This is a genomic window from Bradyrhizobium hipponense (assembly GCF_008123965.1).
GTDB classification, from domain to species: domain Bacteria; phylum Pseudomonadota; class Alphaproteobacteria; order Rhizobiales; family Xanthobacteraceae; genus Bradyrhizobium; species Bradyrhizobium hipponense.
The window spans coordinates 23,961-37,806 of the sequence record NZ_VSTH01000059.1; the positions used below are offsets into that span (position 1 = coordinate 23,961).

Annotated in this window: 15 protein-coding genes; 13 read left to right on the forward strand and 2 right to left on the reverse strand. The window is 64.8% G+C overall.

All coding sequences use genetic code 11. The features are described 5' to 3' along the window. Nucleotides 1-25 precede the first annotated feature (25 nt). Nucleotides 26-436, reverse strand: a complete 411-nt coding sequence (locus FXV83_RS19345; RefSeq protein ID WP_148740989.1) for a TIGR02300 family protein — start codon at nt 434-436, stop codon at nt 26-28. A gap of 160 nt (nt 437-596) precedes the next feature. Here FXV83_RS19345 and aroA point away from each other — a divergent pair, with 160 nt between their 5' ends. From aroA to FXV83_RS19410, 13 genes are all read left to right on the forward strand, one after another. Further along, the gene (aroA, locus tag FXV83_RS19350; RefSeq protein ID WP_148740990.1) at nt 597-1,934 is read left to right on the forward strand and encodes a 3-phosphoshikimate 1-carboxyvinyltransferase; all 1,338 of its coding nucleotides are present in this window, start codon (nt 597-599) and stop codon (nt 1,932-1,934) included. Then, complete coding sequence (gene cmk / locus FXV83_RS19355) at nt 1,931-2,569, forward strand: (d)CMP kinase (RefSeq protein ID WP_148740991.1); 639 nt, start codon at nt 1,931-1,933, stop codon at nt 2,567-2,569. The genes aroA and cmk overlap by 4 nt, the downstream gene beginning before the upstream one ends. A gap of 264 nt (nt 2,570-2,833) precedes the next feature. Next, nucleotides 2,834-4,537, forward strand: coding sequence for a 30S ribosomal protein S1 (rpsA, locus tag FXV83_RS19360; protein WP_187436007.1), 1,704 nt, complete (start codon nt 2,834-2,836; stop codon nt 4,535-4,537). 382 nt (nt 4,538-4,919) lie between these two features. Then, nucleotides 4,920-5,900 carry a signal peptide peptidase SppA gene (gene sppA, locus FXV83_RS19365; RefSeq protein ID WP_148740993.1) on the forward strand — a complete coding sequence of 327 codons (981 nt, stop codon included), beginning with the start codon at nt 4,920-4,922 and terminating at the stop codon, nt 5,898-5,900. Between the two features lie 172 nt (nt 5,901-6,072). Next, nucleotides 6,073-6,378, forward strand: coding sequence for an integration host factor subunit beta (locus FXV83_RS19370; protein WP_007598410.1), 306 nt, complete (start codon nt 6,073-6,075; stop codon nt 6,376-6,378). 70 nt (nt 6,379-6,448) lie between these two features. Then, nucleotides 6,449-6,841, forward strand: a complete 393-nt coding sequence (locus tag FXV83_RS19375) for a lipopolysaccharide assembly protein LapA domain-containing protein (RefSeq protein WP_148740994.1) — start codon at nt 6,449-6,451, stop codon at nt 6,839-6,841. Nucleotides 6,842-6,907: 66 nt separating this feature from the next. Then, on the forward strand, nt 6,908-7,567 hold the full coding sequence (locus FXV83_RS19380) for a phosphoribosylanthranilate isomerase (protein ID WP_148740995.1): 660 nt from the start codon (nt 6,908-6,910) through the stop codon (nt 7,565-7,567). Continuing rightward, entirely contained in the window at nt 7,564-8,781 is a 1,218-nt protein-coding gene (gene trpB / locus FXV83_RS19385; protein WP_148740996.1) for a tryptophan synthase subunit beta, read from the forward strand. The genes FXV83_RS19380 and trpB overlap by 4 nt, the downstream gene beginning before the upstream one ends. Further along, nucleotides 8,778-9,614, forward strand: coding sequence for a tryptophan synthase subunit alpha (gene trpA, locus FXV83_RS19390; protein WP_148740997.1), 837 nt, complete (start codon nt 8,778-8,780; stop codon nt 9,612-9,614). The genes trpB and trpA overlap by 4 nt, the downstream gene beginning before the upstream one ends. 111 nt (nt 9,615-9,725) lie before the next feature. Continuing rightward, nucleotides 9,726-10,667, forward strand: coding sequence for an acetyl-CoA carboxylase, carboxyltransferase subunit beta (gene accD / locus FXV83_RS19395; RefSeq protein WP_148740998.1), 942 nt, complete (start codon nt 9,726-9,728; stop codon nt 10,665-10,667). Further along, on the forward strand, nt 10,664-12,007 hold the full coding sequence (locus FXV83_RS19400) for a bifunctional folylpolyglutamate synthase/dihydrofolate synthase (protein ID WP_148740999.1): 1,344 nt from the start codon (nt 10,664-10,666) through the stop codon (nt 12,005-12,007). Before accD ends, FXV83_RS19400 begins: the two co-directional genes overlap by 4 nt. A gap of 140 nt (nt 12,008-12,147) precedes the next feature. Then, nucleotides 12,148-12,888 (forward strand): metallophosphoesterase family protein, encoded by a 741-nt coding sequence (locus FXV83_RS19405; protein ID WP_187436008.1) that lies wholly within the window; start codon nt 12,148-12,150, stop codon nt 12,886-12,888. A 75-nt stretch (nt 12,889-12,963) separates the two neighbouring features. Further along, nucleotides 12,964-13,392: an SRPBCC family protein gene (locus tag FXV83_RS19410; RefSeq protein ID WP_148741001.1), complete on the forward strand. Its 429-nt coding sequence runs from the start codon at nt 12,964-12,966 to the stop codon at nt 13,390-13,392. 76 nt (nt 13,393-13,468) lie between these two features. On the opposite strand, the gene trxA is transcribed toward FXV83_RS19410, so the two are convergent. Beyond that, the gene (gene trxA, locus FXV83_RS19415) at nt 13,469-13,789 is read right to left on the reverse strand and encodes a thioredoxin (RefSeq protein ID WP_148741002.1); all 321 of its coding nucleotides are present in this window, start codon (nt 13,787-13,789) and stop codon (nt 13,469-13,471) included. Between the last annotated feature and the right edge of the window lie 57 nt (nt 13,790-13,846).

The window sequence follows — 13,846 nt, forward strand, 5'->3', positions numbered from 1 at the left end:
CCAGAACCACAGTTCTGGAATTATCTCAAGTCTCTTCGTCACCGCCGACATCACCAATGATGTCGGTCACGTCCTCATCGCCCTCTTCGTCGTCGGGGATGAAGGTCGAATCATCGTCGTCATCGTCCTCGATGGTCTCGTCGACCTCGATGTCGTCCTCGGATTCGGGCACAACGGCCTTGACCTTGCCGGTGCTCTCCTCGGCGTCGGCCTCCTCGAGCGAGACCAATTCTTCAGCCTCCGCCGGCTCCGGCGTGGTGTCGGCAACAGGAGCATGTCTGGCTTCGGCGCCACGGCCCGCGCGAGCCGGTGCCAGCGGGGCAATCGGCACAACTTCGCCGGTATAGGGCGAGATCACCGGATTCTTATTGAGGTCATAGAACTTCTTGCCCGTGGTCGGGCAAATACGTTTGGTTCCGAGTTCGGACTTGGCCACGGCAGAGGAATCCTGGAATGTCTGAAAAGCGGTGTTTCACTTGGCTAGTTGGCGGCCCGCTGTCAATAGCGCATTACGGGAGAATGACATGCCGTGACGGAGCAAGGACCATGTGGTACCTGCGCTCCCGCCGCTTGAGGGCACATCCAAGGACACAATCTTGACCCATTCCGACCAACCGAGGCCGCTCAAGTCTCGCGCCAGCGGTCCCCTGACCGGGAAAGTACGGGTGCCCGGGGACAAGTCGATCTCGCATCGCGCCCTGATCCTCGGCGCGCTGGCGGTCGGCGAGACCCGGATTTCCGGCCTGCTCGAAGGCGAGGACGTTCTCAATACCGCGAAATCCATGCAGGCCCTGGGCGCCAGGGTCGAGCGCACCGGCGATTTTGCCTGGAAGGTGAACGGCGTGGGCGTGGCTGGCTTCGCCGAGCCCAAGGCGGCGCTTGATTTCGGCAACTCCGGCACGGGTTGCCGCCTGGTCATGGGCGCCGTTGCCGGCTGCCCGATTTCGGCGGTGTTCGACGGCGATGCCTCGCTCCGCACCCGTCCGATGCGCCGAATCCTGGACCCGCTCGAAAAGATCGGTGCCAGGGTCGTTTCCGGCGGCGAGGGCGGCCGTCTGCCGCTAACCGTCCAGGGCGCCCGCGATCCGCTGCCGATCACCTACAAAACCCCGGTGGCCTCGGCCCAGATCAAATCGGCCGTGCTGCTCGCGGGCCTGGCCGCGCCGGGCACGACCACCGTCATCGAGACCGAAGCCAGCCGCGACCACACCGAGCTGATGCTGAAGCATTTTGGCGCCGACATCACTTCGACGCAGGAGGGCCAGCATGGCCGCCGCGTTGCACTGGTGGGACAGCCTGAACTGCATGGCGCCGTCGTCGTGGTGCCGGCCGATCCGTCCTCGGCGGCGTTTCCAGTCGTCGCCGCCCTGATCGTGGAAGGCTCCGACGTCATTCTGTCCGACGTCATGACCAATCCGCTGCGGACCGGCCTGTTCATCACGCTGCGTGAAATGGGCGCCTCGATCGAGGAAAGCGAAGTTCGCGGCGATGCCGGCGAGCCGATGGCGCAGTTGCGCGTGCGCGCCTCGAAACTGCGCGGCGTCGAGGTGCCGCCGGAGCGTGCGCCCTCGATGATCGACGAATATCTGGTGCTGGCGGTCGCGGCCTCCTTCGCCGAAGGCACCACGATCATGCGCGGCCTGCAGGAGCTGCGGGTCAAGGAATCCGACCGGCTCGAAGCCACCGCCGACATGCTGCGCGTCAACGGCGTGAAGGTCGAGGTCTCCGGCGACGATCTGATCGTCGAAGGCCGCGGTCATGTACCTGGTGGCGGCCTCGTCGCCACCCACATGGACCACCGTATCGCGATGTCCGCGCTGGTGATGGGCTGCGCGTCCGACCAGCCGGTCACCGTCGACGACACCGCCTTCATCGCCACCAGCTTTCCGGATTTCATTCCGATGATGCGTTCGCTGGGAGCCGAGTTTTCATGATCATCGCCATCGACGGGCCTGCGGCCTCGGGCAAGGGGACGCTCGGCAAGCGGCTTGCCCATCATTACGGCTATCGTCACCTCGATACCGGCGTGATCTATCGTGCGGTGGCCTACGCCCTGATGCAGTCCGGGCATGACCTGCGGGACGAGGCGGCCGCAGTCGCGGCAGCGCTCGAACTCGATCCCGAAAAGTTCGGCGATCCCGCCCTGAAAACGCAGAAGGTCGGCGAGGGCGCCTCGATCGTCTCGGCAATCCCCAGGGTTCGCGAAGCCCTGGTCAATTTCCAGCGGCAGTTCGCCGCCGACCCGCCAGGGGCAGTGCTGGACGGCCGCGACATTGGAACCGTGATCTGCCCCCATGCCGACGTGAAGATTTTCGTGGTCGCAGACCCCAGGGTGCGCGCGCGCCGCCGGACTATGGAGGCCAAGGCGAGGGGCGAGGAGGCGGACGAGGCGGCCGTGCTTGCCGACATCATCCAGCGCGATGAGCGGGACAAGAATCGCCCGATCGCACCCCTGAAACCTGCCCCCGATGCTTACTTGCTAGATAACTCCCAACTGGATATAGAAGGCGGGGTCCGGGCCGCCATCGACATTATCGAGGCCGTTCGAGCGGGCCGTCCGCGGGGTTAAGCCGCGGTCGTCATTGGAGGAAGCGCCCGCTCCCGCTCTTTGAGGTCGATACCTCGGTCCCTGTTTTGGGACCGGCGCGATCCAGGCTCCGGACAAAAGATTCCACGTTTCGAACGCGCGGGCCTCAGCCGGCCCGCTTCCGCCGTTCCGGTGCCAGCCGGAGCAGCGAGCGGTCGCCCGAAGGTTCTGCGGACCTTCCGACACTGCGCGCCCGAGACGCCCATGAACCCAACGGCCGGCAAGACATCCGCAACTGGAGAACAAATGGCTTCGATTTCTGCTGATACCTATAGCCCCTCGCGCGACGATTTCGCCGCGATGCTCGACGAGTCCTTCGCCGGTGGCAACCTGCAGGAAAGCTCCGTCATCAAGGGCAAGGTAGTTGCAATTGAAAAGGACATGGCCGTCATCGACGTCGGCCTGAAGACCGAGGGCCGCGTCGCGCTGCGCGAATTTTCCGGCCCCGGCCGTGACAGCGAGCTCAAGGTCGGCGACGAGGTGGAAGTGTTCCTCGATCGCATCGAGAACGCCCTCGGCGAAGCCGTGCTGTCGCGCGACAAGGCGCGCCGCGAAGAAAGCTGGGGCAAGCTCGAGAAGGCGTTCCAGAACAACGAAAAGGTCACCGGCGTCATCTTCAACCAGGTCAAGGGCGGCTTCACCGTCGACCTCGACGGCGCCGTGGCCTTCCTGCCGCGCTCGCAGGTCGACATCCGTCCGATCCGCGACGTTGCGCCGCTGATGAACAACGCGCAGCCGTTCCAGATCCTCAAGATGGACCGCCGCCGCGGCAACATCGTCGTCTCCCGACGCACGGTGCTGGAAGAGACCCGCGCCGAGCAGCGTCAGGAGCTGGTGCAGAACCTCGAAGAGGGTCAGGTCATCGACGGCGTGGTCAAGAACATCACCGATTACGGTGCGTTCGTTGATCTCGGCGGCATCGACGGCCTGCTGCACGTCACCGACATCGCCTGGCGCCGCGTCAACCACCCGACCGAGGTGCTGTCGATCGGCCAGACCGTGAAGGTCAAGATCATCAAGATCAACCACGAGACGCACCGCATCTCGCTGGGCATGAAGCAGCTCTTGGATGATCCGTGGCAGGGCATCGAAGCCAAGTACCCGCTGGGTGCCCGCTTCACCGGCCGCGTCACCAACATCACCGACTACGGCGCGTTCGTCGAGCTCGAGCCGGGCATCGAAGGCCTGATCCACGTCTCCGAGATGTCGTGGACCAAGAAGAACATGCACCCCGGCAAGATCGTGTCGACCTCGCAGGAAGTCGAAGTGCAGGTGCTGGAAGTCGATTCCGTCAAGCGCCGCATCTCGCTCGGCCTCAAGCAGACCATGCGCAACCCGTGGGAGGTCTTCGTCGAAGGGCATCCGACCGGTTCGACGGTCGAGGGCGAGGTCAAGAACAAGACCGAGTTCGGCCTGTTCCTGGGTCTCGAGGGCGACGTCGACGGCATGGTCCATCTCTCCGACCTCGACTGGAAGCTTCCGGGCGAGCAGGTGATCGACAACTACAAGAAGGGCGACGTGGTGAAAGCCGTGGTGCTCGATGTGGACGTCGAGAAGGAACGTATCTCGCTCGGCATCAAGCAGCTCGAAGGCGATCCTTTCGCCGAGCCAGGCGACGTCAAGAAGGGCGCGGTCGTGACCTGCGAAGTGCTCGAAGTGAAGGAAAGCGGCATCGAGGTGAAGATCACCGGTACCGATTTCTCGACCTTCATCAAGCGCTCGGAGCTTGCCCGTGACCGCAACGACCAGCGCGCCGAACGCTTTGCCGTCGGCGAGAAGGTCGATGCCCGGGTGATCCAGTTCGACAAGAAGGCCCGCAAGGTCCAGGTGTCGATCAAGGCGCTCGAAGTTGCCGAAGAAAAGGAAGCCATCGCGCAGTACGGCTCCTCCGATTCGGGGGCGACGCTTGGCGACATCCTCGGCACCGCGCTCAAGAACCGTGACAAGTAAGCGAAACGCCTGTTTCGCAAGCATCAAAGCCCCGGCGCGAGCCGGGGCTTTTTGTTTGCGGCCTTCGCGAACTCCGCTGTCGTCCCGGACAAGCGCGCCCTAAGCGCGCGTAGATCCGCGATCCATAACCACAGGGAGTGGTTTGGCGCGGGTTGGCAACTCCGAGTCTTCGCCAAACTCAATCCTGTGGGTACGGATCCCGGATCGGCGCTCCGCTTCGCTGCGCTTGTCCGGGACGACGAGGGAGCGTGTGGCAAGATCTCGGCCCAACCAGGACCGGTCTTGTTTTCTTCAAATTGCGCCGCAATTGATGTATCCAGATAAGCCGATGGTCACGCTGTGACGGCACAACGCGCCTGGCCTTTCATTTGGAGATATTCCGATGTCGCTCGATTCGGACATCATCGTTGATCGTCGCAGGATCCGCCGCAAGCTGACCTTCTGGCGAGTCTTCGCCGCGCTGATCGTGATCGCGGCGATTGCAGGCTTTGCGCTGATCGCGACGCCTGGTGCGCGCGGCACCTTCGCGTCCGCAGGCTCGATTGCGCGTGTACAGATCGACGGCCTGATCCGCAGCGATTCCGACCGCACCCAGGCGCTGGAGCGGCTCGAAAACTCGCAGGCCGCAGCCGTCATCATCCACATCAACTCGCCGGGCGGTACTACCGCCGGCTCCGAGCAACTCTACGACTCGCTCGTACGGCTGAAGGCGAAGAAGCCGCTGGTCGTCGTGGTCGAAGGTCTCGCCGCTTCCGGAGGCTACATCACCGCGATCGCCAGCGATCACATCGTCGCCCAGCAGAGCTCGCTGGTCGGATCGATCGGCGTGCTGTTCCAGTATCCCAATGTCACCGAGCTCTTGAAGACCATCGGCGTCAAGGTCGAGGAGGTGAAGTCCTCGCCGCTGAAGGCCGCGCCCAACGGTTTCGAGCCGACCAGCCCCGAGGCGCGCGCCGCGCTCGACGCGCTGGTCAAGGATTCCTTCGCCTGGTTCAAGGGACTGGTGAAGGAGCGGCGTGGCATGGATGACACGCAGCTCGAGAAAGTGGCCGATGGCCGCGTCTTCACCGGGCGCCAGGCGATCGATCTCAAGCTGATCGACCAGATCGGCGACGAGAAGACGGCGGTCACCTGGCTGGTCGAGCGGAAGGGCGTCAAGAAGGGGCTTAACGTGCGCGACTACAAGCTTCAGCCGCGCTTCAGCGATCTGACGTTCCTCAGGGCGGCCGCCGCCGTTACGCTGGAAGCGCTGGGTTTAGGCTCGATTGCGCATCAGATCGGGCAAACCGGCGTCGCGCAGGCGGTTGATCGCTTCGGAATGGATGGAATGCTGGCCTTGTGGCAGCCGGCGGCGTCGAATTGACCGGAACCGCGCGAGCGACCGAGCCCTTTCCCGCACTGCGGGTGTCGGGGCAGCCCGCTTTTTCGGCATTTGTCACGCATTTTCGCGACACTCAACCTTGATTTAGCGTCTTGACAGATCAAGGCATTTTCACGGAAATGGTCATCCGCACGCTCCCGGGTCCTATCTCTCGATGATCAAATCCGAACTTGTTCAGCGTATTGCCGAGCACAACCCGCATCTGTACCAGCGGGATGTCGAGAACATTGTGAATGCGATTCTCGAAGAGATCGTAGCGGCCCTCGCACGCGGTGATCGCGTCGAGCTGCGCGGCTTCGGTGCCTTTTCGGTCAAGCATCGCCCCGCGCGCGCCGGGCGCAATCCGCGCACTGGCGCCCATGTCCCTGTCGACCAGAAGAGCGTTCCGTTCTTCAAGACCGGCAAGGAAATGCGCGAGCGGCTGAATCGCGACCATCCGGATCCGGGCGCGCCCGACTGAGGCCGGCGTCAGGATTTCCCAGGGCCGCTGCAATGCGGCCGGACGCTTGAGTCAAGGCGAGCGAAGCCAGATGCGAAAGTTCCTGACCGCGCTGATCGTGATTCCGCTGGGCCTGCTCCTGGTGGTTTTCGCCGTCGCCAACCGGCATTTCGTCACCGTCTCGTTCGATCCTTTCATTTCGAACGATCCGTCGTTGTCGATCACGCTGCCGCTGTTCCTGCTTCTGATCCTGGTGGCCGCGCTGGGTGTCCTGGCCGGCGGCTCGGCCGTCTGGTTCGGCCAGCGGCACTGGCGGCGGGCGGCGCGACGGCATGAGGCAGATGCGCGCACCGCCAGGGCCGAGCTCACCGATTTGCGGGCCTCGACGGCCCCGGCGCGGCCCGATCCGCAGCGCCTTCCAGCTCGCTCCGCGCTGGGCCTTTACGGGCCCATCGGGCGAGACAAGCAGCGCGCGACGTTGTAGAAGCGGCCGCAATCGAAAACCCGGTTCTCCAGCCGCGGGCCCGCGGCCGTCATTTGCTTTGAGACCATGTCCCTGCTCGTCAAAATCTGCGGCCTGTCCACGCGCGAGACGCTTGAAGCGGCGCTCGACGCGGGCGCCGACATGGTGGGGTTCGTGTTCTTTCCGCCGTCGCCGCGGCATCTGTCGCTGGAGCTGGGGCGCGAGCTCGGCCGCCAGGTCAAGGGGCGTGCGCTCAAGGTGGCGCTCACCGTCGACGCCGACGATGCGACGCTGGGCAACGTCATGGACGCGCTGTCGCCCGATATCCTCCAGCTTCACGGCAAGGAAAGCGTGGCGCGGCTGCGCGACATCAAGCTGAGGTTCGACCGCCCGGTGATGAAGGTCGTGCCGGTCGCAACATCAGCCGATCTCGCCGTGCTGCCCGGCTATGCCGCAATTGCCGACCGCATCCTGTTCGATGCGCGCGCGCCGAAAGACGCGACCCGGCCCGGCGGCCTCGGTGCGCCCTTTGACTGGCACCTGCTCGAAAACCTTCAGCTGAGCCTGCCCTACATGGTCTCCGGCGGCCTGCATGCGCAGAACCTCGCCGAGGCCCTTCGCGTCACCCGCGCCGGCGGCGTCGACGTGTCCTCCGGTGTCGAGAGCGCCCCCGGCGTGAAGGACCCGGAGATGATCAAGGCCTTCATTCGCGCCGCGCGCGCCACGCAAGAGTTGAGCGTCCGATGAACATCGCCAAACCAAACTCCTATCGCAGCGGCCCCGACGAACGCGGCCATTTCGGCATCTTCGGCGGCCGCTTCGTCGCCGAAACCCTGATGCCGCTGATCCTCGACCTGGAAAAGGCCTACACCGACGCCAAGGCCGACCCGGCCTTCCAAACCGAGATGAACGGCTATCTCAAGCACTATGTCGGCCGGCCCTCGCCGCTGTATTTCGCCGAACGCCTGACCGAGCATCTCGGCGGCGCAAAGATCTATCTGAAGCGCGAGGAGCTCAACCACACCGGCTCGCACAAGGTGAACAACGTGCTCGGCCAGATCATGCTGGCGCGGCGCATGGGCAAGAAGCGCATCATCGCCGAGACCGGCGCCGGCCAGCACGGCGTCGCCACCGCGACGCTGTGCGCGCGCTTCGGTCTGGAATGCGTGGTCTATATGGGCGCCGTCGACGTCGAGCGGCAGCAGCCCAACGTCATCCGTATGGAGATGCTGGGCGCCAAGGTGATCCCGGTGCAGTCCGGCACACGCACGCTCAAGGACGCCATGAACGAGGCGCTGCGCGACTGGGTCACCAACGTGCACAACACCTTCTACTGCATCGGCACGGTGGCGGGTCCACATCCCTATCCGACGCTGGTGCGCGACTTCCAGTCGATCATCGGCAACGAAACCAAGGTGCAGATGCAGGAGGTCGAAGGCCGCCTGCCGGATTCGCTGGTGGCCTGCATCGGCGGCGGCTCCAACGCGATGGGCCTGTTCCACCCGTTCCTCGATGATCCCTCGGTCGAAATCTTCGGTGTCGAGGCCGCGGGCCACGGGCTCACGCAACTGCATGCGGCGTCGATTGCGGGCGGCCGCCCTGGCGTGCTGCACGGCAATCGCACCTATCTCTTGATGGACGCCGACGGCCAGATCCAGGACGCGCATTCGATCTCGGCCGGTCTCGACTATCCCGGCATCGGCCCGGAGCATTCCTGGCTGCACGAGACCGGGCGCGTGACATATCTCTCGGCGACCGATGATGAGGCGCTGGCCGCATTCCAGCTGCTGTCGCGGCTCGAAGGCATCATCCCCGCGCTCGAGCCGGCGCATGCCATCGCCAAGGTGATGGAGCTCGCGCCGAAGCGGCCCAGGGATCACCTGATGGTCGTCAATCTCTCCGGCCGCGGCGACAAGGACGTGCCGCAGGTCGGCGAAATCCTGAGAGGCAAGACCAAGTGACCACGCGTATCGACACCCGTTTTGCCGAGCTGAAGAAGCAGGGCCGCTCGGCCTTTGTCACTTTCCTGATGGCCGGCGATCCCGATCCGGCGACGTCGCTCGAGATCGTCAAGGCGCTGCCGAAGGCGGGCGCCGATGTGATCGAGATCGGCATGCCCTTCACCGATCCGATGGCCGACGGTCCGTCGATCCAGGCTGCGGGCCTGCGCGCGCTCAAGGCGGGCATGACGCTGAAGAAGACGCTGGAGCTCGTGCACGGCTTCCGTAAGGACGACAACGCCACGCCGATCGTGCTGATGGGCTACTACAATCCGATCTACATCTACGGTGTCGACAAGTTTCTCGCCGACGCAAAGACCGCCGGCGTCGACGGCCTCATCATCGTCGACCTGCCGCCCGAGGAAGATGACGAGCTCTGCCTGCCCGCGATGAAGGCCGGCCTCAACTTCATTCGCCTGGCGACGCCGACGACCGACGACAAGCGCCTGCCCGCGGTGCTCGCGAACACCTCGGGCTTTGTCTACTACGTCTCGATCACCGGCATCACCGGCGCGGGGGCTGCGGACTCCACCGCCGTCAGTGAGGCGGTTGCCCGGATCAAGCGGCACACCAAACTGCCGGTCTGCGTCGGCTTCGGCATCCGCACGCCGGAGACCGCCCGCTCCATCGCCTCGCATGCCAACGGCGCCGTGGTCGGCACCGCGCTGGTCGATGCGCTCAGGAGCAGCCTCGATGCGGAAGGGCGGGCGACCGGCAAAACCATTAACGCCGTCGCTGAACTGACGGCGTCCCTGGCGGAGGGCGTCAGGGGCGCGCGAGCGGCGGCTGAGTAGGCCATAATTCCGCTCTCAGGGCGGGCGACACGGCGGCTTGCCGGGGCAGGGTCCGGCGGCCATATATCCCTTCAGGCGATCCCGGAGCGGAATCGCACATCGGAGCAAACCATGAACTGGCTCACCAATGTGGTTCGGCCGAAAATCCGCAACATCCTGCGGCGGGAGACGCCGGAGAATTTGTGGATCAAGTGCCCGGATTCCGGACAGCTCGTGTTCTACAAGGACGTCGAGGCCAACCAGTTCGTCATTCCCGGCTCGAACTACCACATGCGCATGGGCGCGGTGGCGCGGCTGAAGTCGATCTTCGACAACGAGACGTGGTTCGACGTCGCATTGCCTGACGTCACCCCCGATCCGCTCAAGTTCCGCGATGAGAAGAAATATGTCGACCGCATCAAGGATGCGCGCGCCCGGACCAATTTGAACGATGCGATCAAGGTCGGCTACGGCAGGCTCGAGGGTGCCGCCGTCGTCGTCGCGGTGCAGGATTTCGATTTCATGGGTGGCTCGCTCGGCATGGCCGCGGGCGAGGCCATCGTGCGCGGGCTCGAGCTCGCGGTCGAGAAGAAGTCGCCGTTCATCGTGTTCGCGGCGTCGGGAGGCGCGCGCATGCAGGAAGGCATCTTGTCGCTGATGCAGATGCCGCGCACCACCGTCGCGATCCAGATGCTGCGTGAGGCGAAGCTGCCTTACATCGTCGTGCTGACCAATCCGACCACCGGCGGCGTCACAGCGTCCTATGCGATGCTCGGCGACGTGCAGATCGCCGAGCCCGGTGCGCTGATCGGCTTTGCCGGGGCGCGCGTGATCGAGCAGACGATTCGGGAAAAGCTCCCCGAGGGCTTCCAGCGCGCCGAATACCTGAAAGAGCACGGCATGGTCGACATGGTCGTGCACCGCCATGATTTGCGTCCGACGCTGGCGCGGCTCTGCCGTCTGCTGACCAGATCGCCGGCGCTCGAGACCGTGTCGAAATCGGCGCAGCCGGTCGCCAGCCCGACCCAGATCGTGTCGGCCGCCGACGTGGCGCCGGCCGCGCCGCACGCGTGAACGGCTCCGCGGACAGCGCAAAACCGTCGCTCGGTGAATTGATCGGGCGGTTGTCGGCCCTGCACCAGAAGCGCATCGATCTCGGGCTGGAGCGGATGCACCGCCTGCTCGAGCGGCTCGGCCATCCCGAGCGCAAGCTGCCGCCGGTGATTCATATCGCCGGCACCAATGGCAAGGGTTCGACGCTCGCCTATTTGCGCGCAATGCTGGAAGCCGCGGGCGTGCGCGTCCACGCCTACACCTCGCCCTATCTGGTGCGGATCAACGAATGCTTCCGGCTCGGCCGTGCCGGAGGCGGCGTGCTGGTCGGCGATGATGAATTGCGTGCGGCCCTGCTAGAAGTCGAGCGCGTTAACGCCGGCGAGGCCGCCACCGTGTTCGAGCTCAAGACCGCGGCCGCCTTCCTTCTGTTCGCGCAGAACTCTGCCGATGCGGTGCTGCTCGAGGTCGGTCTCGGCGGGCGGCTCGACTCGACCAACGTGATCGAGACGCCGGCCGCCTGCGTGATCACGCCGGTCAGCATGGATCACATGGATTTTCTCGGCGATACCCTCGCCTCGATTGCCGGCGAGAAGGCCGCGATCATCAAGCGCGGTGTGCCGGTGATTACCGCCGAGCAGGCGGGCGAAGCGATGACCGTGATCGAGGCGCAGGCCAGACGCATGCGCGCGCCGCTGTTTGCCGCAGGCGAAGCCTGGCATGTCAATGTCGAGCACGGACGGCTGGTCTATTCCGACGATCGCGGCCTGCTGGATCTTGCCGCGCCGCGGCTGTTCGGCCGCCATCAGTTCGACAATGCCGGGCTTGCGATCGCGACGTTGCGCGCCACCAACGTTTTCAAGGTCAATCAAGCGGCGTTCGAGGCCGGCATCGTCGGTGCCGAATGGCCGGCGCGGATGCAGCGCATCACGTCTGGCGAGCTGCTCGCTTGGGGCCCGCAGGGATCGGAGATCTGGCTCGACGGCGGGCACAATGCCGAGGGCGGACGCGTCGCGGCGGCAGCGCTCGGCGATCTCGAGGAGCGGGTGTCGCGGCCGCTGGTCGTGATATCAGGCATGATGGCCAACAAGGACGCGAAAGCGTTTCTCGCCAATTTCGCCGGCCTTACCCGCCACATCATCGCGGTGCCGATTCCGGGCACCGAGAATGCGATGCCGGTGGACCGCGTCACGGATGCCGCGCGCAGCCTCGGCATGCGCGTCGAGATCGCCCCAGGCATCGAGGCCGCGCTGCGTACATTGGCGAAGCTCGCCTACGAGGTGCCGCCGCGGATCCTGATCACGGGCTCGCTCTATCTCGCCGGCCACGTGCTCGCCATCAACGGCACGCCTCCTGCATAGAGGGTCTCGTGTCCCGGACAAGGCTCGTCGCGTAAGCGAGGAGCCTTAGAGCCGGGACCCAGAGGCTCCATGGGCCCCGGCTCTGCAGCGCATCGCTGAAGAAGCGCTGCGCTGCGTCCGGGGCACGAGTGAGAATGCCAATGCGTTTTGCCGTGATTGCCGACATCCATGGAAACTACCTCGCGCTGGACGCGGTGCTCGCCGACATCCGGGCACAGGGCATTGCCGACATCGTCAATCTCGGCGACATGCTGAGCGGACCGCTCGATGCGCGGCGGACCATCGAGATTCTAATGCAAATCGACGCCGTGCACGTGCTCGGCAATCACGACCGCCATCTGCTCGACCGTCCCCCGGAGAAGATGGGCTCGTGGGATCGCCCTGCGCATGCGCAGCTCGATGCTGCGCATCTCGGCTGGCTGCGCGCCCAGCCCATGACACGCGTGTTTCGCGACCGGGTCTTCCTTTGCCACGCGACGCCGGACAATGACGAGGTCTATTGGCTCGATACCGTGCATCCTGACGGCACGGTCGCGATGTCGCCCGTGGATCGCATCGAACAATTCGCGCAAGACGTCACGCAGTCCCTGATCCTCTGCGCCCACACGCATCTCGCCCGTAGCGTGCGGCTGCGTGACGGTCGGCTGATCGTCAATCCCGGCAGCGTCGGCAGCCCGGGTTATCGCGACGTGCATCCGTTTCCCCATGTCGTCGAAGCCGGCACGCCGCACGCGCGCTATGCGATCCTGGAGTTGGTCGATGGTGCATGGCAGGTCACGTTCCGCCACGTCACGTACGATCACGAGGCGATGGCCGCGCTCGCGCGTCGAAACAGCCAGCCGGAGCTGGCGACCGCATTGGCGACGGGCTGGATCGGATAGACGCGCGTCCCGACTGCCTCGACTCCTTAATAAGCGCGCTTATTATAAGCGCACCTATTGAAGAGGGCGGCGTGCATGAACGACGACAATTTCTGGCAGGGCGAATACGCGATCGAGACATCTGCAACTGCGGAGACGATCTGGAGCATTTTCCGCGACGTGCCCGGTTGGAAAACCTGGAACGCAGGTATCGAGCAGATCGACATCGACGGACCATTTGCGGCCGGCACCTGGTTCACGATGAAGCCTCCCGGCGAGGAGGCGCTGCGCTCGCAACTGATCGAGGTCCGCGAGAACGCGTGCTTCATCGACGAAACGCGAGTCGGCGATCTCGTCATCAAGGTCGCCCATCGCATCGACCCCCTTGGACCCGCGCGCAGGCGCGTCGTCTACGCCGTCGATGCCCGAGGGCCGCTGGCGTCCGAGATCGGTCCGGCTGTCGCGTCGGACTTTCCCGATGTTCTCGCCAGTCTCGCCGAACTTGCCGAAACGAGATCGGCATGATTGCCGCCGACAAAAAATACAACGGCCGGCATCTTGCCGGCCGTTGTCAAAAAATCATCGCAAGTTGCGAAGCGGATCAGACCGCGGAGGTGATCCACTGCTGAAGCTTCGCCTTCGGCGCTGCGCCGACCTGGCGGGAGGCCATCTCGCCGCCCTTGAAGATCATCAGGGTCGGAATCGACATCACGCCATACTTCGACGCAGTCTTCGGGCTCTCGTCGACGTTGAGCTTGACGATCTTGACCTTGTCGCCCATCGCGCCGGAGATCTCGTCGAGCGCGGGGGCGATCATGCGGCAGGGGCCGCACCATTCCGCCCAGAAATCCACGACCACCGGGCCGTTCGCCTTGAGCACCTCGGCTTCGAAATCGGAATCGGAAACCTTACCAACGGCCATGGACATACCTCGTACCTGAGAGAAGGGCGCGACGGGAATCGCGCCAGAGATCATGGC